Origin of the sequence: Methylopila musalis (genome assembly GCF_042679725.1) — a bacterium.
Lineage (GTDB): Bacteria > Pseudomonadota > Alphaproteobacteria > Rhizobiales > Methylopilaceae > Methylopila > Methylopila musalis.
The window spans coordinates 33152-56833 of record NZ_JBHTMX010000007.1 but is presented as its reverse complement, the minus strand read 5'-3'; the positions used below and the strand labels follow the sequence as shown (position 1 = coordinate 56833).

The following is a 23682-nucleotide window of genomic DNA, read 5'->3' as shown; positions in this document are numbered from 1 at the left end:
AGCCGCTCCGCGTCGAGCGCGGCGGCGAGGCGGACGAAATGGGTCTGCAGCGCCGCCGCCGCGAACACGTGTTCGGCGAGCGCCTCCGCGCCTGCGGCGCTGTCCAGCGCGTCGTTCAGCGCCGTCTCCCGCGTTTCACGGCCGCCGTCGCGCAGCCGCCGCACGGCCTCCGCCGCGGGTTCCGGCATGGCGATCGCGCCGGCCCGCTCCAGCAGGCGCTCGAAGGCGGCGTGAATGGTCTCGTCCATGCGCATGCGCGCCCGGTCGAGCGGCGGCATGGCGAAATCTTCCGCCCGCGTCAGAAAATCCGCGTCGGGCGCCTGCGCCGGCGGCTGTTCGGCGACCACCGCGTGCTGCGCCCGGCTCAGCTCCGCTAGGAACCCGAGATAAGCCTCCAGCGGGTGGCCCGGCGCCAGCGTCTCGAAGCGCTCCGCCCGGCTCAGGAACAGCCGCTCCGGGTCCGGCAGCACGGCGAACAGCGGCTGCGCCACGCCGCCGATGTCGGACGGCGTCGGGGCGAGTGAGGCGGGACCGGCCATGCGCATGCTCCATTTCGGCCGCGAACGCGGCGTCGTCTCACATCGGGCGCCCGGAAGGCGCGGGCTGGGCCGCGCCCGTCCGGCGCCGTCGTCATATGGCGTCCGCGTGGACGCCCGTCCAACCGGCGCGCGCGAGGCCCTCGACCCACGCGGCCGCCCACGAAACCGCCGCAGAGGTTGACGCGGTTTAACCGCGCTCCGCTCGCCGCGCACATCTGGCATGCCAACTTGGGCGTACCGCCCGCATCGCTGGCATGCCAAATACCAATCACGCAAAATCTAGACTAAAGGATGAGGCCCATGCCCACCACCATCGCCCAGACCGCGTCCTCCGCCCCGGTCGAAACCACCGGCTTCGCCGCCCTCGTCGCCCGCCTGTTCACCGAGGTCACGGCGTTCTTCGAAGAGTCCGGCCGCGCCCTGCACCGCGCCCATCGCGACTACCCGTTCGGCCTCTGATCCCGCCGAACGCAGCGCCTCGCGAAGGCTCCCCCGCCCTTCGCGTTCCGACATCGGGCCGTCCGCCACGCGCGGGCGGCCCGATTGTTTTTGCGCCGAAGAGGTTGGCCGTCTCGCCGCCTGAACCGACATCCAGATGCGCCGGCTTGCCGAGCCTGGCCACCGACGCCTCGGCTTGAAGACGCCGCGTATCGAGAGCCGAAGGCGGCTCTTCCTTGTCCCGGCCTTGAGCCGGGACCCAGACCCTCAACGGACACGATAAAGCGCGACATCCGAGCGGCTTGATGCTGAAGCGCCGACGTTTCTGGGTCCCGGCTCAAGGCCGGGACAAGAAAGTAAGCGCCCGGCGTGGAGCGAACCCGTCACGCCCGCACATCGCGCAGGCCAGACGGACGTCCGCACATCGCGACACGCACCATCCGACGTGGATCGTCAGTGGTCGTCCGTCTCCTTCACCTTCGACCGCAGCCACTTGCGGTGGTGGCGCCAGGCCCAGCCGCCGGTGACCTGCCCCTGCGTCATGGCCCGAACGGTGCCCTTGACCCAGATGCCGGCGTAGATGTGGACGATGATGATCAGGATCGCCCCGATGGCCGCCAGCGAGTGGGTGAGCGCCGCGAGCCGGTTGACGTTGATCGACACCAGCCCGTGGAAATACTGGTCCCAGATCACCAGACCCGAGGCGAGCAGCACGACGAGCAGCAGCGACGTGCCCCAGAACACCATCTTCTGACCGGCGTTGTATTTGCCGAGCTCCGGAAGATGCTCCTCCTCGCCTTTGACCACGTCGCCGATCTGCGACATCCAGCGGGTGTCGTCGCGGTTCCAGAGGTTGAGCTTCCAGAACCGCACGAACAGCACGGAGAAGCTCGCCACCAGCACCACGCCGATCCAGGGGTGGAAGGCGCGGGTGTTCGCCCCGCCGCCGAACAGGTCGGTGAGGAAGAACAGGCTGGGGTGGAACAGCGCGAGCCCGCTCAAGGTGAGCAGCACGAAGCAGATCGCGGTGATCCAGTGGTTGACGCGGGCGGAGGCGGAGTAGCGCTTCACCTCCGTCCGCTCGACGATCATCGGCCGGCGTTCGATCTCGATCGCCATCAGAGCGTCCTCGTCTCAGGCGTCGGCGGCGCGCCGTTGGCCTCTTCCGCCAGATCCGCCGCATTGGCCTCGTCCGTGTCGGTGACGCGGTTCGGCCCCACGATGGTGTGGTGGAAGAAGGCGCCCACCGCCGCGAAGGCGATCGCCCCCAGCGCCAGCAGCTTCGCCCCGCCCTTCCAGGCGGAGACCAGCGGGCTGATCTGCGGGTCCTTCGGCAGGCCGGCGTAGATCTCCGGCTTGTCCAGATGATGCAGCACATACATCACATGGGTGCCGCCGACGCCGGCCGGATCGTACAGCCCGGCGTTGGCGAAGCCGCGCGACTTGAGGTCCTCGATCCGCCGCGACGCCTGGTCCTTCATGTCCTCCTTGGTGCCGAACATGATGGCGGCGGTCGGACAGGCCTTGGCGCAGGCCGGCCCCATGCCGACCGACACCCGGTCGGAGCACAGGGTGCATTTGTAGGCCTTGCGGTCCACCTGGCTGATGCGCGGAATGTTGAAGGGGCAGCCCTTCACGCAATAGGCGCAGCCGATGCAGTTCTCCGACACGAAATCCACGATGCCGTTGGTGTACTGCACGATCGCGCCCGGCGAGGGGCAGGCCTTCAGACAGCCCGGATCGGCGCAATGCATGCAGCCGTCCTTGCGGATCAGCCACTCGAAATTGCCGTTGTCCGGGTTGTCCCATTCGCTGAAGCGCATCAGCGTCCAGCTGTTGGGGGTGAGGTCGTGCGGGTTGTCGTAGACGCCCGTGTTGACCCCGACCTCTTCCTTCAGGTTGTTCCACTCAAGGCAGGCCGACTGGCACGCCTTGCAGCCGATGCACTTCGAGACGTCGATCAGCTTGGCCACCTCGAGGCCGGTCGACCGCACGGTCGGCGGCGTCGAGGTGGAGGCCGAGCGGCGCTTGATGTCGAGGGACTGGTAGGAAGCCATCTCTCAGCCCTCCCTCACGCGACCGCCGGAGCCGAGGTCGGCTCTATGTTGACCAAAAACGCCTTGTATTCCGGCGTCTCGATGTTCGCGTCGCCCACGAAGGGGGTCAGCGAATTGGGGTTGTGGCCCTTCTTCGTCTTGCCGATGAAGCCCCAGTGCTGGGGAATGCCCACCACATGGACCGCGCGGCCGTCCACCATCAGCGGCTTGATGCGCTTGGTCACCACCGCCTTGGCCTTGAGCGAGCCGCGGTTGGACCACACCCGCACCCAACCGCCCTTCTCGATGCCCTTCTCCTTCGCGAGCTCTTCCGAGATCTCCACGAAGAATTCAGGCTGCAGCGCCGCGTTGACCCAGACGTGCTTGGTCCACTGATGGAAATGCTCCGTCAGGCGGTAGCTGGTGGCGACATAGGGGAACTTGTCGGCCGAGCCGAGGGCTTCGAGATCCGCCTTGAAGATGCGCGCGGCGGGATTGCCGCGGATCTTCGGGTTGATCACGTTCGCCACCGGCGACTCGAACGGCTCGTAATGCGACGGGAACGGCCCATCGCGCATCATGCCGCGGGTGAACAGCCGCGCCACGCCCTCCGGGTTCATGATGAAGGGACCGACCGCCTGCTCGGGCTTCACCGTCGGGCCGTAGTCCGGCACGTCGTAGCCCGTCCAGCGCTCGCCCGACCACCACACCAGCTTGCGGCTCTCGTCCCACGGCTTGCCGGACACGTCCGACGAGGCGCGGTTGTAGAGGATGCGGCGGTTGATCGGCCACGCCCAGGCCCAGCGGGGCGCAAGCCCCGTGTCGCCCGGATCGTAGGTGTCGCGCCGGGAGGTCTGGTTGCCGGCTTCCGTGTAGCAGCCGGCGTAGACCCAGCAGAACGAGGAGGTGGAGCCGTCGTCGCGCAGCTGCGCGAAGGTGTCCACCTGCTTGCCCTTCTGGACCAGCACCTTGGTCGGATCGGTCGGGTCGTAGACGTCGGCCAGCGCTTGGCCGTTCATCTCCTTCGCCAGCTCTTCCGCCGAGGGCTCCTCCGGCTGGGCGTAGGGCCAGCGCAGGTTCACCACCGGATCCGGGAAGGCGCCGCCCTCCGAGAGGTACATCTCCTTCAGGCGCAGATGCAGCCCCGCCATGATCCAGACGTCGGACTTGGCCTCCGCGGGTGGGGACACCGCCGCGTTGTGCCACTGCAGCCAGCGGCCGGAGTTGACGATGGAGCCCTCGTCCTCGGCGAAGCAGCTGGTGGGCAGCTGGAACACCTCGGTCTGGATGTCCGCCGTCTTCACGTCGTTGAATTCGCCGTGGTTCTCCCAGAACCGCGAGGTCTCCGTGTCGAGCGGGTCCATGGTGACCAGCCACTTCAGCTTGGCGAGGCCCGAGGTGATCTTGCCCCGGTTGGGGAAGGTCATCAGCGGGTTGAAGCCCTGGCAGACATAGCCGGTGATCTTGCCCTGGTTCATCAGCTCGAACGTGCGCAGCACGTCATAGGTGACGTCCAGCTTGGGCAGCCAGTCATAGGCCCAGTCGTTCTCCGCCGTCGCCTTGTCGCCCCACATGGACTTCTGGAACGAGACGAAGAACTTCTTGTAGTTCTGCCAAAAACTGGTCTGCCCGGGCCGCAGCGGCTTGAAGCCGCGGGTCGACATGTAGGTCCCGAAGTCCTTCTCCTTCTCCGTGGGGAGATTGAGATAGCCGGGAAGCATGTTCGACAGCAGTCCGAGGTCCGTCAGGCCCTGGATGTTGGAGTGGCCGCGGAGCGCGTTCATGCCGCCGCCGCGCACGCCGATGTTGCCGAGCAGAAGCTGCACCATCGCCATGCCGCGGATGTTCTGCGCGCCCTTGGAATGCTGCGTCCAGCCGAGCGCGTACATCGACGTCATGGTCTTGGTCGGCGACGAACACTCCGAGATCATCTCGCAGATCTTGAGGAACTTGTCCTTCGGCGATCCGCAGACGCGCTCCACCAGCTCCGGCGTGTAAGTGGCGAAGTGCTGCTTCATGAGCTGGAAGACGCAGCGCGGGTCCGTCATGGTCTCGTCGACCTTGGCGAAGCCCTGCTCGTCCATCTGGTAGTCCCAGGACGACCGGTCGTAGTCGCGCTTCTCTTCGTTGTAGCCCGTGAACAGACCTTCCGACCAGCCGAACTCCGGTTTCACCAGGAACGTGGCGTTGGTGTAGGCCTTGACGTAGTCCTTCTGGATCTTGTCGTTCGCCAGCAGGTAATTGATGACGCCGCCGAGGAAGGCGATGTCCGAGCCGGGCCGGATCGGGCAATAGAAGTCCGCCACGGAGGCCGTGCGCGTGAAGCGCGGGTCCACCACGATCAGCTTGGCGCCGCGATTGGCCTTGGCCTCGACCACCCATTTGAAGCCGCACGGATGCGCTTCAGCCGCGTTGCCGCCCATCACGACAACGAGGTCGGTGTATTTGATGTCGCCCCATGCGTTCGTCATGGCGCCGCGACCGAATGTTGGGGCCAGACTGGCCACCGTCGGTCCGTGTCAGACGCGCGCTTGGTTGTCGAACGGCAGAGTTCCGAGCGACCGCATCACCTTGTAGGTGATCGTGCCGGTTTCATTGGTGGTGGCGGAGGCCGCCAGGAAGCCGACCGAGGTCCAGCGGTTGACCGTCACGCCGTCCTTGTTCGTGGTCTGGAAGTTCGCGTCACGGTCGTCCTTCATCAGGCGCGCAATGCGGTCCAGCGCGAAGTCCCACGACACCCGCTCGAACTTGTCCGAGCCCGGCTTGCGGTGCATCGGATACTTCAGCCGGGTCTCCGCATGCACGAAGTCCAGCAGAGCCGCGCCCTTGGGGCAGAGCGTGCCGCGATTCGTGGGGTGATCGGGATCGCCCTCCACGTGCATCAGCGCGGCGCGCGTGTTCTTGGACCGATCGCCGAGGCTGTACATAATGACGCCGCAGGCCACCGAGCAGTAGGGGCAGATGTTCCGGGTCTCCGTCATGCGGGCCAGCTTGAACGGCCGCACCGCCTGGGCCATGGCCTGTTCGGCGCCGCCGAACCCCATCGCTCCAAGCGTGGTCCCGGCGACGCCCACGCCGGCCGCTTTCAAAAAGCCGCGCCGTGAGACTTCACCGATCGTCATCGGGAAGGATCCTCCTTCGAATGCGCGGACCGCCCATCGGCCGCCGCGCCGCCACAGCGTCATCTCCTGACGCAATCGTCCGATTGTAGGATTGTATCAATTCAAATGTCAAACCGGACCAGTTCTGAAATGCCGCACAATTCCATGGAAAATCAGTTGTTTAGATTGTGAACGACACGACGCGCGATGAGGACGGACGACCGCTTCCCACGCTGGACCTGAGAGGCCTGCGCTGCCCGCTGCCGGTGCTGAAGGTGCGCAAGGCGCTGTCGGGAATGGCGCCCGGCGAACGGCTTTCCGCGCGCGCCGACGACCCGCTCGCAGGCGTCGACATCCCCCATTTCCTGCGGGAGACGGGCGACGCGCTGATCGCGACCGAAACCGACCACGGCGAATTCCTGTTCGTGATCGAGAAAGCCGCGCCCAATCCGCTTGAAAGCGCGCCCGACCCCCTCTAGTGTCCGCGCCGCGCTGACATGGCGCGGGCGCGTAGCTCAGTTGGTTAGAGCAACTGACTTTTAATCAGTAGGTCCTGGGTTCGAGTCCCAGCGCGCTCACCAATAAAATCAATGACTTAGCTGAAATTCTGGCAGAACGCACCGGGAACGTGCGACTTTTCAAAAGTCTCTCGTGAGACTGTCCGTTTCGCGGCTGCGCCCTGCGCTTGTGCGCCGGCCGGCCGCCAAGGCGCACGTGTGAGCGGGGCGAGGAGGCTGCGGAAAGCGTAGGCTTGAGCGCGGCGGAGCTGCGTCACCTCGCGCCTACTCCGCCGCCTGTTTCTTCAACGGACGACGGCGCAGCACCTCGGCGAGGAAGCGACCGGTGTGGCTCGCCTCGTCGGGGGCGATCTGCTCGGGCGTTCCGGCCGCGACCACCATGCCGCCGCCGTCGCCGCCTTCCGGGCCCATGTCCACAATCCAGTCCGCGGTCTTGATGACCTCGAGATTGTGCTCGATCACGGCGACCGTGTTGCCCTGGTCCACCAGCTGGTGGAGCACCTCCAGCAGCTTGGCCACGTCGTGGAAGTGCAGGCCCGTCGTCGGTTCGTCTAGGATGTAGAGCGTGCGCCCCGTTGAACGGCGGGACAGCTCCTTGGAGAGCTTCACCCGCTGGGCCTCGCCGCCGGACAGCGTGGTGGCGGGCTGGCCGACCTTGACGTAGCCGAGGCCGACCTTGGCCAGCGTCTCCATCTTCTCCCGGATCGACGGCACCGCCTTGAAGAACTCGGCCGCCTCGTCGACCGTCATGTCCAGCACGTCGGCGATCGACTTGCCGCGGTAGAGCACCTCCAGCGTCTCGCGGTCGTAGCGCTTGCCCTTGCAAACGTCGCAGGTGACGTAGACGTCCGGCAGGAAGTGCATCTCGATCTTGATGACGCCATCGCCCTGGCAGGCCTCGCAGCGGCCGCCCTTGACGTTGAACGAGAACCGCCCCGGCTGGTAGCCGCGCGCCTTGGACTCCGGCAGGCCGGCGAACCAGTCGCGGATCGGCGTGAAGGCGCCGATGTAGGTGGCGGGGTTCGACCGCGGCGTGCGCCCGATCGGCGACTGGTCGATGTCGATCACCTTGTCGATCGCCTCGAAGCCCTCGATGCGCTCGTGGGCGCCGGGGTTCTCGTTGGCGCCGTTCAGCTTACGCGCCGCCGCCTTGAACACGGTGTCGATCAGCAGCGTGGACTTGCCGCCGCCGGACACTCCGGTCACGCAGGTGAAGCAGCCGAGCGGGATTTCCGCGGTCACGTCCTTCAGATTGTTCGATCGCGCGCCGACCACCTTCAGCGTCTTCTTTTTGTCGAACGGACGCCGCCGCGCAGGCGTCGGCACCGTCAGCTCGCCGGTCAGATACTTGCCGGTCAAGCTGGCCGGATCGGCCATCACCTCGTCGGGCGTGCCCTGCGCGATGATGCGACCGCCGTGGACGCCGGCGCCGGGGCCCACGTCCACCACATAGTCGGCGAGGCGGATGGCGTCCTCGTCATGCTCCACCACGATCACGGTGTTGCCGAGGTCGCGCAGCCGCTCGAGCGTGCCGAGCAGCCGCTCGTTGTCGCGCTGGTGCAGGCCGATGGAGGGCTCGTCCAGCACGTAGAGCACGCCGGTGAGCCCTGAGCCGATCTGGCTCGCCAGCCGGATGCGCTGGCTTTCGCCGCCGGACAGCGAGCCGGAATTGCGCGCGAGCGTGAGGTAGTCGAGCCCCACATCCACCAGAAAGCGCAGCCGGTCGCGGATTTCCTTCAGGATGCGGAAGGCGATCTCGTTCTGCTTGGTCGTGAGATGCTGCGGCAGGTCCTCAAACCAGGCGTGCGCCGCCCGCACCGACAGCCGCGCCGCCGCGCCGATGTGCCGGTCCGACACCCGCACGGCCAGCGCCTCGGGCTTCAGCCGGTAGCCTTCGCAGACGAGGCACGGCACGTCGGACATGTAGCGGCCGATCTCCTCGCGGGACCAGTCGCTCTCCGTCTCCTTGTAGCGCCGCTCCAGATTGCGCACGACGCCCTCGAAGGTCTTCACCGTCTCGTAGGAGCGCAGCCCGTCGTCATAGACGAAGCGCACCTTCTCCGAGCCCGAACCGTAGAGAATGACGTTCTTCGCCTTCTCCGGCAGGTCCGCCCAGGGCTTGGTGAGCGAAAAATCGTAATGCTTGGCGAGCGCGTCCAGCGTCTGGATGTAATAGGGCGAGGTCGAGCGCGCCCAGGGCGCGATGGCGCCCTTGCGCAGGGTGGCGCCGCCATCGGGGACCACCAGATTGGGATCGACCGCGAGCTCCGCGCCGAGGCCGTCGCAGGCCGGGCAGGCGCCGAAGGGGTTGTTGAACGAGAACAGCCGCGGCTCGATCTCGGCGATGGTGAAGCCGGACACCGGACAGGCGAACTTTTCCGAGAAGGTCAGCCGCTTTGGGTTCCCGTCCTCGTCCGTCTGGTCGGCGAATTCGGCGATCGCGATGCCGTCCGCCAGTCCCAGCGCCTGCTCCAGACTGTCGGCGAGGCGGCTCGCGATGTCGTCACGGATGACGACCCGGTCCACCACCACGTCGATGTCGTGCTTCAGCTTCTTGTCGAGCGTGGGCGCGTCGGCGATCTCGTAGAAGGCGCCGTCCACCTTCAGCCGCTGATAGCCCTTCTTCTGAAACTCGGCGATCTCCTTGCGGTATTCGCCCTTGCGGCCGCGCACCACCGGCGCAAGGAGATAGAGTCGCGAGCCCTCGGGCAGCGCCAGCAGCCGATCCACCATCTGGCTCACGGTCTGGCTCTCGATCGGCAGGCCGGTCGCGGGCGAATAGGGGATGCCGACGCGCGCCCACAGCAGGCGCATGTAGTCGTAGATCTCCGTGACGGTGCCGACAGTGGAGCGCGGGTTCTTGGAGGTGGTCTTCTGCTCGATGGAGATCGCCGGCGACAGACCATCGATCTGGTCCACATCCGGCTTCTGCATCATCTCCAGGAACTGGCGGGCGTAGGCCGACAGGCTCTCCACATAGCGGCGCTGGCCTTCCGCGTAGATGGTGTCGAAGGCGAGCGACGACTTGCCCGAGCCCGAAAGCCCGGTGAACACCACCAGCTTGTCGCGGGGAATGTCGAGATCGACGTTCTTGAGATTGTGCTCCCGCGCGCCCCGGACCGAGATCATCCTTCCGTCCCGCACGGACAGCCGCGTCTCGGCAGCGGCGTCGAACGCGGCCTCCAGCGCGGCGGGAGACGTCGCCTTCGCCCCAGTGACGACCGCAGACGTGACCCTCGCGGGCGCCTTGCTCTTCGCGCCAGCAGGCGCAGCGGACGTGGCGCCGGTGGGCGCCTTGCTCTTAGGCGCGTCGGACCGCGCAGGCTTGGTCGAAGCCGGCGCGCGAGCGGGCTTGACGCCGGCCTTCGTCGTCCGGCCGGCGCCGGTCCGTGAACGTTCTGTCGTCATGCCGCACCATCTTGTGGCGGATCGGAACGCCGCCGTCGGCTGTCAGTTCGGTCGCGCGGCTCCATCGTCAAGCCATCGGCTTGCCGGGCGCCGCACGCCATGTTAAGGAACATAAAAGGAACAAAAGCTTCTGTCCATCAAAACAGTGCCCCCGCAGGCCGTTGTGGACAAGCCCGCCGCCGGCGCGACGCGCCGCCGCGGCGGGTTTAGGGTGCGCGCTCGGAAATCTGGAGGTCGTCATGGCGGGCAGCGTCAACAAGGTCATTCTGGTGGGCAATCTCGGCCGCGACCCCGAGGTGCGCCGCCTGAACTCCGGCGAGCCGGTGGTGAATCTGCGCATCGCCACGTCGGAAAACTGGCGCGACAAGCAGAGCGGCGAGCGGCGCGAGAAGACGGAGTGGCACTCCGTGGTGATCTTCAACGACAATCTGGCGAAGATCGCGGAGCAGTATCTGCGCAAGGGCTCCAAGGTCTATGTGGAGGGGCAGCTCCAGACCCGCAAGTGGACCGACCAGTCCGGCGCCGAGCGCTACACCACGGAGATCGTGATCCAGCGCTTCCGCGGCGACCTCACGCTGCTCGACGGCCGCAGCGGCGGCGGGGGCGGCGACGACGCCTATGAGGGCGGTGGCGGCGGCGACAGCTTCGGCCGGTCGAGCCCGATCGAGAACCGCAGGCCTTCGTCTCCGGCCCCCTCCTCCGGCGCCGGCGGCCGTGGCGGGTACAGCGACTCCTCTATGGACGACGACATCCCGTTCTGACCTGACGGGACGCTGCGCCTCGTCTTCGCCTCCCCTTCCGGAATTCCGCGTCAGCGACACGGGATTTTTACCGACGGCGGCCTAGGGTCCCCGCGCCGGATCTCCCGGATCTGCGGCGCGCGTGGCGGCGCGCGGCCGCGGCGCGAAGATAAGGGGTCCGCCAAGGCCGCGCCATGACGTCCAAAACTCTCCGGATCGTCCATCTGGTCCGTTCGCCGGTCGGAGGCATTTTCCGCCATATCGCGGATCTGGCCGAGGCGCAGGCCGACACGGGCCACGAGGTCGGATTCGTCTGCGACAGCCTGACCATCGGCCCGTTCGAGGACGCCAAGATCGCGGCGCTCGCTCCGCGCCTGTCGCTCGGCGCGCACCGCATCCCCATCGCCCGCCACGTGGCGCCGTCGGACATCACGGCGCTGTCGCGGGTACATGGCCTGCTGTCCCCGCTCGCGCCGGACGTGGTGCACGCCCACGGCGCCAAGGGCGGCGTGTTCGGCCGTCTCGTGGGCGCCTGGCTCGGCCGCGCCCGGCCGGTCGCCCGAATCTACGCCCCCCATGGCGGCAGCCTGCATTACGACGCCGGCTCGCTCGAGGGCCGGATCTATTTCCGCGTCGAGCGGGCGCTGGAGCGCCTGACCGACGCCATGATCCATGTGAGCGCCTATGAGGCGAACGCCTATGTGGAGAAGGTCGGCGCCCCGCGCTGCCGGACCGCGGTGGTGCGCAACGGCCTGGCGCCGGACGAGTTCGACCCCGTCGCGCCCGACGCCGACGCCACAGACTTCCTTTATCTCGGCATGCTGCGGGACCTGAAGGGCGTCGACGTGTTCATCGAGGCGCTCGCCCGGCTGAAGGCGGAGGGCCGCGCCGCCAGCGCCACCATCGTGGGCGACGGGCCGGACGAGGCGCGCTACCGCGCGACCGTCGCGGAACGCGGCCTGTCGGAGCTCGTCCGCTTCGCGCCCTCAACGCCGGCCCGGCGCGCCTTCGCCATGGGGCGGGCGATCGTGGTGCCGTCGCGTGCGGAATCCATGCCCTATGTGGTGCTCGAATCGATCGCGGCGGGCCTGCCCATCGTCTCCACCGCCGCGGGCGGCATTCCGGAAATCTTCGGCCCTTACGCCGACGCGCTCGTGACGCCCGGCGACAGCGCGGCGCTCGGCGACGCCATGGCCGAGGGCCTGCGCGATCCCGCCGCCGCGAAAACGCAGGCGCGGCTGCTGCGCGACCACATCGGGGACGAGTTCTCCCGCGCCGGCATGGCCGCGCGCGTGGAAACCGTTTACCGCGATGCGCTGCGGGCGAAGTCGGTTTAACGTCCACATGGAGCGCGTAAGCTCTTATTGTGGCTTGCATGGCATCTTCCGGCCGTTCGATCGGAGATCACCGTCGTGACTGGGGCTTCCATGTCGACGCTTGAGACTGCCCCTCCCGAAAACCGCCCCGAAAAGCCGCGCCAGGCGCGGCTGAACGACGAGGCGCGGGAAATCGCGGAGCAGTTCCGTCAGTCCTCCATCTCGCAGGTTCTGCTGGTGGGCGCCGTCCGGTTCTTCGACGTCGCGGCCATCGTGCTGACGTCGCTCGGCGCCTACGCCGTTCTGCACCAGGGCGCGCTCTCGGCGCCTTGGACCTATGTGGTCGCGACGCTCGCCGCGACCGTGCTGACGCTGATCTTCGCGCAGGCCGCGGACGCCTATCACGTGGTGGCGTTCCGGGTGTTCGGCGGCCAGCTCGGCCGCATGCTCGGCGCCTGGACGCTGACCTTCGCCGGCTTCGCGGTGGTCGGCAGCTTCCTCGATTTCGGCGGCGCGGTGGAAAGGCGCTGGCTCGGCCTGTGGTTCGTGCTGGGCGCCCTCGCCTTCCTGATCTCCCGCCTCGTGCTGACGGCGCTGGTGCGGCGCTGGGCGGCGGACGGACGGCTCGGCCGAAAGGCCGTGATCGTCGGCGGCGGCGAGCCCGCGGGCGAGCTCATCCGGGCGCTGGAGAGCACGCCCGGCAACGACGTGCACATCTGCGGCGTGTTCGACGACCGCTCCAACGACCGTTCGCCGGCGATCGTGGCGGGCTATCCGAAGCTCGGCACCGTGGCGGAGCTGGTGGAGTTCGGCCGGGTGGCGCGGATCGACCTGCTGATCGTGACGATCCCGGTCTCGGCCGCCGGCCGGGTGCGCGAAATCCTCAAGACGCTGTGGGTGCTCCCGGTGGATATCCGCCTCTCGGCCCACACCGACAAGCTGCGCTACCGCCCCCGCGCCTACTCCTATGTGGGCTCGATCCCCATGGTGGAGCTGGCCGAGAAGCCGATCGCCAACTGGGACTTCGTGATCAAGCGCGCCTTCGACCTGATCGTGGGAACGCTGGCGCTGATCGTGCTCGCGCCGCTGATGATCGCCACCGCGATCGCCATCAAGCTCGACAGCCCCGGCCCGGTGTTCTTCCGCCAGAAGCGCTACGGCTTCAACAACGAGGTCATCGACGTCTTCAAGTTCCGCTCGCTCCGGCACGAGATGGCGGATCCGGACGCGAAGACCGTGGTGACCAAGAACGACTCCCGCGTCACCAAGGTCGGCCGCTTCATCCGCAAGACCTCGATCGACGAGCTGCCGCAGCTGTTCAACGTGCTGAAGGGCGAGCTGTCGCTGGTCGGCCCGCGCCCGCACGCGGTGAACGCGCACACCTCGGAGACCCTTTGGAACGACGTGGTCGACGGCTATTTCGCCCGCCACAAGGTCAAGCCCGGCGTCACCGGCTGGGCGCAGATCAACGGCTGGCGCGGCGAGGTCGACACCAGCGACAAGCTGAAGCGCCGCATCGACCACGACCTCTATTACATCGAGAACTGGTCGATCCTGTTCGACGCCATGATCCTCATCAAGACGCCCTTCGCCCTCGCCAAGACGGACAACGCCTATTGAGCCAGGCGTCCGCCCTCGGGGCCGCGCGCCCGCTGACGATCGGCGTCGAGACGCTGCGCGAGGGGCTCGTCGCCATCGCGGTGCTGACGAGCTTCGTCGTCATGTTCGAGCCGGCGCCCTACGACCTGCTGTTCGTGCTGGCGATCGTGCTGTTCTCGCTCACCGGGCTGACGCTGCCGCGCACGCTGCTGCCGTTCGTGACGCTGGTGGCGCTCTACCAGCTCGGCGCGGTACTGACGCTCTCGCTGGTCATCAGCCGGCCGGACACGCTGAAATGGACCATCGTCGGCGTCTTCCTTGCGGTCACGGGCGTGTTCTACGCCCTGCTGCTGGCGGACCGGACGGAGATCCGGGCGCGGCTGATCGCCAACGCATGGGTGGTGGCGGCGGTCTTCGGCGGCGCGCTGGCGATCATCGGCTATTTCCACCTCGGGCCGGGCTCGGACAAGTTCCTGCTCTACGGCCGCGCCAAGGGCGCGTTCAAGGACCCGAACGTCTACGCGCCGTACCTGATCTTCCCGGCGCTGATCCTGATCCAGCGGCTCTACGCCGCCGAGCGGCTGCGGCAGATCATCTTCATCCTCGTGCCGCTCGGCGTGATCGTGAGCGGCATCTTCCTCAGCTTCTCCCGCGGCTCGTGGGGCCATCTGATCGCCTCCGCCGCGCTGATGACGGGTCTGACGATCCTCGCCTCGCCCAGCCCCGCGCGCCGGGCGCGCATCCTGCTGATCTGCTGCGGAGCGGCGGTGTGCGCGACGCTGCTCATTCTGGTGCTGCTCAGCCTGCCGTCGGTGTCGAACCTGTTTGCGGAGCGCGCCAGCCTCGAACAGGGTTACGATTCCGGCCGCTACGGCCGCTTCGGCCGTCACCTGCTCGGCGCCCAGATCGCGCTGGTGCAGCCGCTCGGCATCGGCATCTACGAGTTCGCACGCATGTTCGGCTCGGACGTGCACAACACCTATCTCAACGCCTTCCTGTCCTACGGCTGGCTCGGCGGCATATCGCTCATCGCGCTTGTGGTGATCACGGCGGTGTTCGGCGGGCGCTACGTGCTGTCGCCGACGCCGTGGCGGCCCATCTTCATCTGCGCCTACTCCACCTGGCTCGTGCTGATGATGGAGGCCTGGGTGATCGACGTGGACCACTGGCGCCACCAATGGGCGCTGCTCGGCATCACCTGGGGCCTGATCGGCGCGACCGCCCGGTTCGAAAAGCTGCGGCGATCGGCGTCCGATGCGACGTCGCGCCGGCTGGTGGACGCGCCGGCGAGGTGATCCATCTGTGACGCAGGCCACCCGACGCGACGGGCCGAAGGCCGACGCTTCACCGACGACGACGGACCGAGCCATGGCCGAGCGGCCGCTCAAGATCGTGCTGATCGACGCCAGTCCGGTGCGCGCCGCGATCCTGGAGGAGGGACTGCGCGACGCGGGCCATGCGAACATCATGCGCATCGCCGACCACGCCAATCTGCTGGAGCGCATCTACGCCATCGATCCGGACGTGATCCTGATCGACCTCGCCGACCCGAGCCGCGACGTGCTGGAGCAGATGTTCCAGGTGAGCCGCGCGGTGCGGCGGCCGGTGGGCATGTTCGTGGACCAGACCGACCATGCGGCGATCGAGGCCGCCATCGACGCCGGCGTCTCCGCCTATGTGGTGGACGGGCTGAAGCGCGAGCGCGTGAAGCCGATCCTCGACACCACCATCAGCCGCTTCCACGCCTTCTCCAAGCTACGCACGGAGCTCGAACAGGCCCGCAGCCAGCTCGAGGAGCGCAAAGTGGTGGACCGCGCCAAGGGCATCCTCATGCGCAGCCGCAACATCGGCGAGGAGGAAGCCTACGGCCTGCTGCGCAAGGTCGCCATGAACGAGAAGAAGAAGATCGCTGAGATCGCGCAATCGGTGGTCACCGCCGCGGAGCTTCTGGGATGACCCTCGACCGGGTGCGTATCGGCTTCATTCCCCTCGTGGACGCCGCGATCCCGATCGTGGCGGCGGATGTGGGCTTCGCCGCGGCGGAAGGCTTCGCCATCGATCTGGCGCGCGAGGTGTCGTGGTCGAACATCCGCGACCGGCTGACGCTCGGGCATTTCGACGTTGCGCATCTGCTGGCGCCGCTCGCCATCGCCACCTCGCTCGGGCTCGGGGCCCTGAAGGCGCCGCTGGCCGCGCCCGTGACCTGCGGGCTCAACGGCAACGCCATCACCTTCTCGCCCCATCTCTACGACGAGCTGCTGGAGCATCTGGCGCCGGACGCGAACCTGTTCGACCCGCGCGCCACGGGAGCCGCCTTCGCGTCGCTCGTGCGGGCGCGGCGCGCCCGCGGCGACGAGCAGCCGACGCTCGGCATGACCTTCCCGTTCTCCAGTCACAACTACCTGCTGCGACTCTGGCTCGCCGAGGCCGGCCTCGCGCCCGACGAGGACGTGCGCCTCGCCGTGGTGCCGCCGCCCTACATGGTGGACGCGCTGGAGCACGGGCATGTGGACGGCTTCTGCGTCGGCGCGCCGTGGAACGCGGTGGCGGTCAGCCTCGGGCTCGGGCGCATCGTCCATCTCGCCGTCGATCTGGTGGCGCGCTGCCCGGAGAAGGTGCTCGCCGTGCGCGAGAGCTGGCTCACCGACGCGCCCGACCGCGCGGACGCCCTGACCCGCGCCTGCCTGAAGGCCGCCGCCTGGTGCGACGATCCCGCGAACCACGACGATCTGGCGACGCTGCTGTCGTCGCCCGACCGGCTCGACGTGCCGGCCGGCGTCATCCGCGCCGCGCTCGACGGGCGGCTGGAGGTGGGGCGCGGCGTGCGCGCCAACGACGACTACCAGATCTTCGGCCGGGACCATGCGCTTCGGCCCGATCCGCGCCACGCGCTCTGGCTCTATGCGCAGATGACGCGCTGGCGGCAGGCCGGCGGCGAGGCGGAGGAAGCCGAGCGGGCGGCCGCGGTCTACCGCCCGGACCTCTACGACCGCGCCGTCGGCGCGGCCCCGCCGGCTGTGGCCGAAGACCCCTTGGGGCTGTTCAACGGCGGCTGAGCCGCCCTGCCTTCCTATTGACCATCGCTTACGATTAAGGCGCCCGCTGCGCTTCGCTGCGGCGCCGCAGCGGCTGCGCGCGATGGCGCGGCCGGACCTTCCAACCCTTTAATCGTTCAAATTTGAACCGTGACGGCGCTCGGCCGGCAGTTGGCACGCTGTCTGCATATGAAAACACGAAAGCCGGCGCCGCCGACGACGCCTCCTTTCACCGGCCCAACGATGGGCGCCAGCACCGCCGCTGATCTGACACGCGATCCCGCTTGTCCAGACAGCGGCTTTTTTTGTTCTCCGATCGCTTCGAGGGGAGCGGTCGTCCGACGACCACAGCGCCGATGGGCGCGCACGGAGCCGACGACTGAGATGAGCAAAGACCTCTCGACCTTTCTGACTTCGGGCCTGAGCCGCCGCACCGTCCTGCGCGCCGGCGCAGGCGCCGCGGCCACGCTGGCGGCCGCGCGCGTCCTTTCGCCCTCGGGCGTGTTCGCGCAGGGCGCAGGGCCCGAAACGACGAAGGCGACCCTGGGCTACATCGCCCTCACCGACAGCTCTCCGCTGATCATCGCCAAGGAGAAGGGCTTCTTCGCCAAGCACGGCATGACCGACGTGCAGGTGGTGAAGCAGGCCTCCTGGGGCACCACCCGCGACAATCTGGTGCTCGGCTCCGAGGGCAACGGCATCGACGGCGCCCACATCCTGAGCCCGATGCCGTACCTGATCTCGGCCGGCAAGGTGACGCAGCAGAACATTCCGCTGCCGATGTACATCCTCGCGCGCCTCAACTACGACGCGCAGGCGATCTCCGTCGGCTCCGCCTACAAGGGCCTGAAGCCGACCGTCGACGCCACGCCCCTGAAGGACGAGTTCCTGAAGAAGAAGGCCGCCGGCCAGCAGGCCAGGGTGGCCATGACCTTCCCCGGCGGCACCCACGACCTCTGGCTCCGCTACTGGCTGGCCGCCGCCGGCATCGATCCCGACAAGGACGTGGAGACCATCGTGGTGCCGCCGCCGCAGATGGTGGCCAACATGAAGGTCGGCACCATGGACGCGTTCTGCGTCGGCGAGCCGTGGCCGGGCCAGCTCGTGGGCCAGGGCATCGGCTTCACCGCCTGCAACACCTCGGAGCTGTGGGAGAACCACCCCGAGAAGTCGCTCGCCATGCGCGCCTCCTGGGTCGACAAGCACCCGATCGCCGCCAAGGCCATCCTCGCCGCGGTGATGGAGGCGCAGGCCTTCTGCGACGATCCGGCGAACAAGGAGGAGGTGGCCAAGACGGTGGGCACCCGCGCCTGGTTCAACGTGCCGGTGAAGGACATCGTCGGCCGCCTGTCCGGCGTCTACGACTACGGCGACGGCCGGGTGGTGGAGAACAGCAAGGGCCTGATGAAGTTCTGGGGCGGCGGCGCGGTGTCCTACCCGTTCCAGAGCCACGACCTGTGGTTCCTCACCGAGGACGTGCGCTGGGGCAAGCTCGACGCCGGCGCGGACCTCAAGGCCATGATCGCCAAGGTGAACCGCGAGGATCTCTGGCGCGAGGCGGCCAAGGCGGTCGACGGCGCCACCGCGCCCGCCTCCACCTCCCGCGGCGTCGAGACCTTCTTCGACGGCAAGACCTTCGACCCCGAGAACCCGCAGGCCTACCTCGACAGCCTCGCGATCAAGCGCCTCGCGTAAGCGAGGCCTTCGGGGACGCGCGCCCGGCCCGCGTCCCCTCCTCCGTCAACCGCCGAAGGATTCCGCCATGTCGGCCCCCGTTCTGAAACTCGACGACGCCCGCGCGCCGAAGCCGGCCGCGCCCTCCGCCACCGTGGTGGCGCTGCCGGCGGCGGCCAAGTCCTCCCCGTCCCGCGTCGCCAAGACGCTCGGGGCCGCCCGCGACTGGACGCTGACCAATCTGGTTCCGCCGCTGGTGGTGCTGGCGCTGCTGCTGTTCCTCTGGGAGATGATCTGCTCGCAGCCGGGCTCCGCCCTGCCGCCGCCGAGCCAGGTGATCTCCGACACCTGGGAGCTGCTGATCGATCCGTTCTACGATCGCGGCGGGCTGGACAAGGGCCTGTTCTGGCACCTGCTGGCGAGCCTGCAGCGGGTCGCGGTCGGCTACGCCATCGCGGTGGTGGTGGGCGTGGCGCTCGGCGTGCTGGTCGGCCAGTCCGCCTGGGCCATGCGCGGTCTCGATCCCATCTTCCAGGTGCTGCGCACCGTGCCCCCGCTCGCGTGGCTGCCGCTGTCGCTCGCCGCGTTCCGGGACGGCCAGCCCTCGGCGATCTTCGTGATCTTCATCACCTCGGTCTGGCCGATCATCATCAACACCGCCGTCGGCATCCGGAACATCCCGAGCGACTACGTAAATGTCGCCAAGGTGATCCGGCTCAACGGCTTCGAATATTTCGTCAAGATCATGCTCCCGGCCGCGGCCCCGTACATCTTCACGGGTCTTCGCATCGGCGTCGGCCTGTCCTGGCTCGCGATCGTCGCGGCCGAGATGCTCATCGGCGGCGTCGGCATCGGCTTCTTCATCTGGGACGCGTGGAACTCATCCAACATCAGCGACATCATTCTGGCGCTGATCTACGTGGGCGTGGTCGGCTTCATCCTCGATCGCGTCGTCGCCTTCATCGCCAGCGCGATCACGCGCGGCGCCGCCAGCGCCTGAGGAGAGCCGCGATGACCGTTCCGTTCCTGAAAATCGAGCATGTGGACAAGAGCTTCACCCGCGGCGCCGTCACCAACGAGGTGCTGAAGGACGTGTCGCTGGAGGTGAAGAAGGGCGAATACATCTCCATCATCGGCCATTCCGGCTGCGGCAAGTCCACGTTGCTGAACATCGTCGCGGGGCTGACGCCTGTGACCAAGGGCGTCGTCTTCCTCGAAGGCAAGGTGGTGGACGAGCCCGGCCCGGACCGCGCGGTGGTGTTCCAGAACCACTCGCTGCTGCCCTGGCTCACGGCCTACGAGAACGTGGCGCTCGCGGTCGACAAGGTGTTCGCCCGCACCAAGACCAAGGCCGAGCGCCACGACTGGACCATGCGCCAGATCGAGCTGGTGAACATGGCCCACGCCAAGGACCGGCGCCCGTCCGAGATCTCCGGCGGCATGAAGCAGCGCATCGGCATCGCCCGGGCGCTCGCCATGCAGCCCAAGGTCTTGCTGCTGGACGAGCCGTTCGGCGCGCTCGACGCCCTCACCCGCACCCATCTGCAGGACCAGGTCATGCAGATCCAGGCGGAGCTGAACAACACGGTGCTGATGATCACCCACGACGTGGACGAGGCCGTGCTGCTCTCGGACCGCATCGTGATGATGACCAACGGCCCCTCGGCCCGCATCGGCGAGATCCTCGACGTGCCGTTGGAGCGGCCGCGCAAGCGGCTGGAGCTGGTGTCCGACCGCGCCTACATCGCGGCCCGCGCGGCGGTGCTCAAGTTCCTTTACGAGCGCCATCGCTTCGTCGAGGCGGCCTGAGGAGCCTTGGAGAGATGGAGCGCGAGCGCCTCGTCGTCGTCGGCAACGGCATGGCCGGCCTGAAGCTTCTCGAGGAGCTTCAGGCCGCCTGCCCCGGCCGCTACGCCGTCACCGTGATCGGCGCGGAGCCGGAGCCGGCCTACAACCGCGTGCTGCTGTCGTCGCTGCTCGCCGGCGAGGCGAGCGACGAGGACATCCGCTTCCGCGACCGCGCCTGGTACGCCGCCAACGGCTTCCGCCTGCTGACCGGCGTCGCGGCCCGCGCCATCGACCATGACCGCCGCCGGGTGGAGCTGCGGGACGGCCGCGTGGCGCCCTACGACCGTCTGGTGCTCGCCACCGGCTCGGAGGCGATCCGCCTGCCGCTGCCGGGGGCGGACCTGCCGCAGGCGCTGGTGTTCCGGGACCATGCGGACGCAATGAGGCTCAAGACCCTCGCCCGGCCGGGCGCCCGCGCGGTGGTGATCGGCGGCGGCCTGCTCGGGCTGGAGGCGGCCTATGGGCTGGCGCTGCTCGGCTGCGAGACCACCGTGGTCCATCTCATGGACCGGCTGATGGAGCGCCAGCTCGACGCGCAGGGCGCGGCCACGCTGCGCCGGGCGCTGGAGGCGAAGGGCGTGCGGTTCCGGCTCGGCGTCCAGAGCGCGGGCGTCGCCGGCGAGACCAGGGTCGAGGGGCTCACGCTCGCGGACGGCGAGGTCATCCCCTGCGACATGCTGGTGATGGCCTGCGGCGTGCGGCCCAACGCGGCGCTTGGGCGCGCGGCCGGGCTCACCATCCAGCGCGGGCTGGTGGTGGACGACGGGCTGGCCACCTCCGCGCCGGACATCCACGCGCTCGGAGAATGCGCCGAGCACCGCGGCGTGGTCTACGGCCTCGTGGCCCCGGCCTATGCGCAGGCCCGCGTGCTGGCCGCCCGCCTCGCCGGCGACGCCACGGCGGCCTACGCCGGCAGCCTGCTCTCCACCAATCTCAAGGTGTCCGGCGTGTCGGTGTTCTCCGCTGGCGCGATCGACCCGGAAGACGGCGACCAGACCGTGCTGCTGTCCGATCCCGGCCACGGCGCCTATCGCAAGCTGATCGTGCGCGACGACCGCCTGACGGGCGCGATCCTCGTGGGCGAGGCCTCGGACGCGCTCTGGTACCTCGACCTCATCGCCCGCGCGGAGCCCCTCGGGGCGTTGCGCGACGACCTGGCCTTCGGCCGCAGCTTCGCGGCGGCCGCGTGAGGACTGACATCATGAGCGGCGATTTTTCCCCCGACCAGAAGCGCTACCTCGAAGGTTTCGTCTCCGGCGTGCAGGCCGTGCGCGTCGCCCGCGGCGCGCCGGTCCTCGGCGGCGGCTCCGCGGCGGCAGCCGCGCCCGCACTGAACGAGCCCACCGGCCCGGACGCCATTCACCTCAAGGCCATGGCGGCGCAGGAAAAGGCCGGCAAGAAGCTGGTGGCGCAGGAGAAGGCCAAGCGCGACGAGCACCCGTTCGACGCCTATGGCCGCTTCAAGCAGATGGCGAAAGACGGCCAGTTCGCCAAATCGATCGACGACTTCCGCATCCGCTTCCACGGCCTGTTCTATGTGGGGCCGACGCAGGACGCCTACATGTGCCGCCTGCGCATCCATAACGGCGTCCTGAAGGCGTGGCAGTTCCGGGGCGTGGCCGATCTCGCCGACGCCCATGGCGGCGGCTACTCCCACGTCACCACCCGCGCCAACCTGCAGGTGCGCGAGATCGACGCGAAGAACGGCGTCCCCTTCATCGAGGGGCTGGTGGACATCGGCCTCACCGCCAGGGGCTCCGGCGCCGACAACATCCGCAACGTCACCGGCACACCGACGGCGGGGATCGATCCGCAGGAGCTGGTGGACACCCGGCCCTACGCCAAGGAGTGGCACCACCACATCCTGAACGACCGCGCGCTCTACGGCCTGCCGCGCAAGTTCAACGTGGCCTTCGACGGCGCCGGCCGCATCGCCGCGCTTGAGGACACCAACGACATCGGCTTCCAGGCGGTGGAGATCCGCGACGGCTTCGGCGTCGCGCCCGGCGTCTGGTGGCGTCTCGCGCTCGGCGGCATCACCGGCCACAAGGACTTCGCCCGCGACACCGGCGTGATCGTGCCGCTCGACGAGGCGATCCGGGTGGCGGACGCCATCGTGCGCGTGTTCATCGCCTCCGGCGACCGTTCCGACCGCGCCAAGGCGCGGCTGAAATACGTGCTCGACGCCTGGGGCTTCGAGAAGTTCCTCGCCGAGGTGGAGACGACCCTCGGCGCCCCCCTCACCCGCGCGCCGGCGGAGGCCGTCGCCCCCCGCCCGGACAGCGACCGGCTCGCCCATATCGGCGTCCACCCGCAGAAGCAGGCGGGGCTGAACTGGGTCGGCGTCGTGCTGCGGCTCGGCAAGCTCACCTGCGACCAGATGCGGGGCCTCGCGACGATCTCCGAGCGCTACGGCGACGGCGACGTGCGCCTCACCGTCTGGCAGAACCTGCTGCTGTCCGGCGTGAAGGACGCGGACGTGGCCGCGGTTGAGGCGGAGATCGCGGCGCTCGGCCTCGCCACGCAGGCCTCCAACGTGCGCGCCGGTCTGGTGGCCTGCACCGGCAGCCGGGGCTGCAAGTTCGCGGCCGCCGACACCAAGGGCTTCGCCGACCAGATCGCCGATCACGTGGACGGCGTGCTGGCGGTCGACACGCCTGTGAACATACACGTCACCGGCTGCCACCACTCCTGCGCCCAGCACTACATCGGCGACATCGGGCTGATCGGCGCCAAGGTGCCGGTGGGCGAGGAGGATATGGTGGAGGGCTTCCACATCCTCGTCGGCGGCGGCTTCGGCGCCGACGCCTTCATCGCCCGCGAGCTCGTCCGCGACGTGAAGGGCGAGGACTGCCCGGCGGTGGTGGAGAAGATGCTGCGCGGCTACATGGCCGGCCGCGCCGCCCCGGACGAAACCTTCGCCGCCTTCACCCGCCGCCACGACGCCGACGCCCTGAAGGCCCTGTTCGAGCTGGAGGACGCATGACGACGCGCGCCCTCCCTTGTCCCGGCCTCAAGCCGAAACCCGGAGCCGCTTGCGGTTCAGAACATCGCTCTGAGCGCCCCGCGATCCCCCTGAGCCTCGGCGTTTCAGGACGCCGTTTCGACCGTCTCGCGCGCACCGGCTCCGTCAGCGTGTCTGGGTCCCGGCTCAAGGCCGGGACAAGAAGAGCGCGCTCCTTCTTCTCTTGTCCCGGCCTTGAGCCGGGACCCAGAACCGCTGGCGGTTCAGGACATCGCTCTGAGCGTCCCGCGCTCCCCCTGAGCCTCGGCGTTTCAGGACGCCGTTTCGGCCGTCCCACGTTCACCGGCGCCCGCAGCGTGTCTGGGTCCCGGCTCAAGGCCGGGACAAGAAAAACGCGCCCTTTCTTCTCTTGTCCCGGCCTTGAGCCGGGACCCAGAACCGCTGGCGTCTCAGAACCTCGCTCTA

At 68.4% G+C, this 23682-nt stretch carries 18 protein-coding genes and 1 tRNA gene; 14 read left to right on the top strand and 5 right to left on the bottom strand.

Features of this window, described 5'->3' with window-relative positions; genetic code table 11:
- On the bottom strand, positions 1-539 hold a 539-nt coding region (gene fdhE, locus ACFQ4O_RS02535), incomplete at its 3' end, for a formate dehydrogenase accessory protein FdhE domain-containing protein (protein ID WP_378774068.1).
- 300 nt (positions 540-839) lie between these two features.
- Here fdhE and ACFQ4O_RS02530 point away from each other — a divergent pair.
- Positions 840-998 (top strand): hypothetical protein, encoded by a 159-nt coding sequence (locus ACFQ4O_RS02530; protein ID WP_378774067.1) that lies wholly within the window; start codon positions 840-842, stop codon positions 996-998.
- A 432-nt stretch (positions 999-1430) separates the two neighbouring features.
- Here ACFQ4O_RS02530 and ACFQ4O_RS02525 read toward each other — a convergent pair whose 3' ends face one another.
- The 3 genes from ACFQ4O_RS02525 to fdnG are packed head-to-tail and all read right to left on the bottom strand — an operon-like array spanning position 1431 to position 6135.
- Positions 1431-2096, bottom strand: coding sequence for a formate dehydrogenase subunit gamma (locus ACFQ4O_RS02525; RefSeq protein WP_378774066.1), 666 nt, complete (start codon positions 2094-2096; stop codon positions 1431-1433).
- On the bottom strand, positions 2096-3034 hold the full coding sequence (fdxH, locus tag ACFQ4O_RS02520) for a formate dehydrogenase subunit beta (RefSeq protein ID WP_378774065.1): 939 nt from the start codon (positions 3032-3034) through the stop codon (positions 2096-2098). The genes ACFQ4O_RS02525 and fdxH overlap by 1 nt, the downstream gene beginning before the upstream one ends.
- 14 nt (positions 3035-3048) lie before the next feature.
- Complete coding sequence (gene fdnG, locus ACFQ4O_RS02515; protein ID WP_378774064.1) at positions 3049-6135, bottom strand: formate dehydrogenase-N subunit alpha; 3087 nt, start codon at positions 6133-6135, stop codon at positions 3049-3051.
- A gap of 167 nt (positions 6136-6302) precedes the next feature.
- Between fdnG and ACFQ4O_RS02510 the strand changes: the two genes are divergently transcribed.
- Both ACFQ4O_RS02510 and ACFQ4O_RS02505 read left to right on the top strand, forming a co-directional pair.
- Complete coding sequence (locus ACFQ4O_RS02510) at positions 6303-6593, top strand: sulfurtransferase TusA family protein (protein WP_378774063.1); 291 nt, start codon at positions 6303-6305, stop codon at positions 6591-6593.
- Between the two features lie 25 nt (positions 6594-6618).
- A tRNA-Lys gene (locus tag ACFQ4O_RS02505) sits at positions 6619-6695 on the top strand.
- Positions 6696-6896: 201 nt separating this feature from the next.
- Here the strand turns inward: ACFQ4O_RS02505 and uvrA are convergent.
- Complete coding sequence (uvrA, locus tag ACFQ4O_RS02500) at positions 6897-9761, bottom strand: excinuclease ABC subunit UvrA (protein ID WP_378774062.1); 2865 nt, start codon at positions 9759-9761, stop codon at positions 6897-6899.
- 518 nt (positions 9762-10279) lie between these two features.
- Between uvrA and ssb the strand changes: the two genes are divergently transcribed.
- The 11 genes from ssb to ACFQ4O_RS02445 all read left to right on the top strand — a co-directional run bounded on the left by ssb (position 10280) and on the right by ACFQ4O_RS02445 (position 23238).
- Positions 10280-10801: a single-stranded DNA-binding protein gene (gene ssb, locus ACFQ4O_RS02495; RefSeq protein ID WP_378774061.1), complete on the top strand. Its 522-nt coding sequence runs from the start codon at positions 10280-10282 to the stop codon at positions 10799-10801.
- Between the two features lie 173 nt (positions 10802-10974).
- Entirely contained in the window at positions 10975-12117 is a 1143-nt protein-coding gene (locus tag ACFQ4O_RS02490; protein ID WP_378774060.1) for a glycosyltransferase family 4 protein, read from the top strand.
- Positions 12118-12207: 90 nt separating this feature from the next.
- Positions 12208-13716: an undecaprenyl-phosphate glucose phosphotransferase gene (locus tag ACFQ4O_RS02485; protein ID WP_378774059.1), complete on the top strand. Its 1509-nt coding sequence runs from the start codon at positions 12208-12210 to the stop codon at positions 13714-13716.
- Positions 13713-14990 carry an O-antigen ligase family protein gene (locus ACFQ4O_RS02480; RefSeq protein ID WP_378774058.1) on the top strand — a complete coding sequence of 426 codons (1278 nt, stop codon included), beginning with the start codon at positions 13713-13715 and terminating at the stop codon, positions 14988-14990. Before ACFQ4O_RS02485 ends, ACFQ4O_RS02480 begins: the two co-directional genes overlap by 4 nt.
- 73 nt (positions 14991-15063) lie before the next feature.
- Positions 15064-15651, top strand: a complete 588-nt coding sequence (locus tag ACFQ4O_RS02475; protein ID WP_378774057.1) for an ANTAR domain-containing response regulator — start codon at positions 15064-15066, stop codon at positions 15649-15651.
- Positions 15648-16751, top strand: a complete 1104-nt coding sequence (locus ACFQ4O_RS02470) for a CmpA/NrtA family ABC transporter substrate-binding protein (protein ID WP_378774056.1) — start codon at positions 15648-15650, stop codon at positions 16749-16751. Before ACFQ4O_RS02475 ends, ACFQ4O_RS02470 begins: the two co-directional genes overlap by 4 nt.
- Before the next feature lie 363 nt (positions 16752-17114).
- Positions 17115-18425 (top strand): CmpA/NrtA family ABC transporter substrate-binding protein, encoded by a 1311-nt coding sequence (locus ACFQ4O_RS02465; protein ID WP_378774055.1) that lies wholly within the window; start codon positions 17115-17117, stop codon positions 18423-18425.
- Positions 18426-18492: 67 nt separating this feature from the next.
- A complete protein-coding gene (ntrB, locus tag ACFQ4O_RS02460; protein WP_378774054.1) occupies positions 18493-19404 on the top strand; it encodes a nitrate ABC transporter permease in 912 nt (303 codons plus the stop codon).
- Positions 19405-19415: 11 nt separating this feature from the next.
- Positions 19416-20213 carry an ABC transporter ATP-binding protein gene (locus ACFQ4O_RS02455; RefSeq protein ID WP_378774053.1) on the top strand — a complete coding sequence of 266 codons (798 nt, stop codon included), beginning with the start codon at positions 19416-19418 and terminating at the stop codon, positions 20211-20213.
- Between the two features lie 14 nt (positions 20214-20227).
- A complete protein-coding gene (locus ACFQ4O_RS02450) occupies positions 20228-21442 on the top strand; it encodes an NAD(P)/FAD-dependent oxidoreductase (protein ID WP_378774052.1) in 1215 nt (404 codons plus the stop codon).
- Between the two features lie 11 nt (positions 21443-21453).
- Positions 21454-23238, top strand: a complete 1785-nt coding sequence (locus ACFQ4O_RS02445) for a NirA family protein (protein ID WP_378774051.1) — start codon at positions 21454-21456, stop codon at positions 23236-23238.
- Positions 23239-23682: the final 444 nt, after the last annotated feature.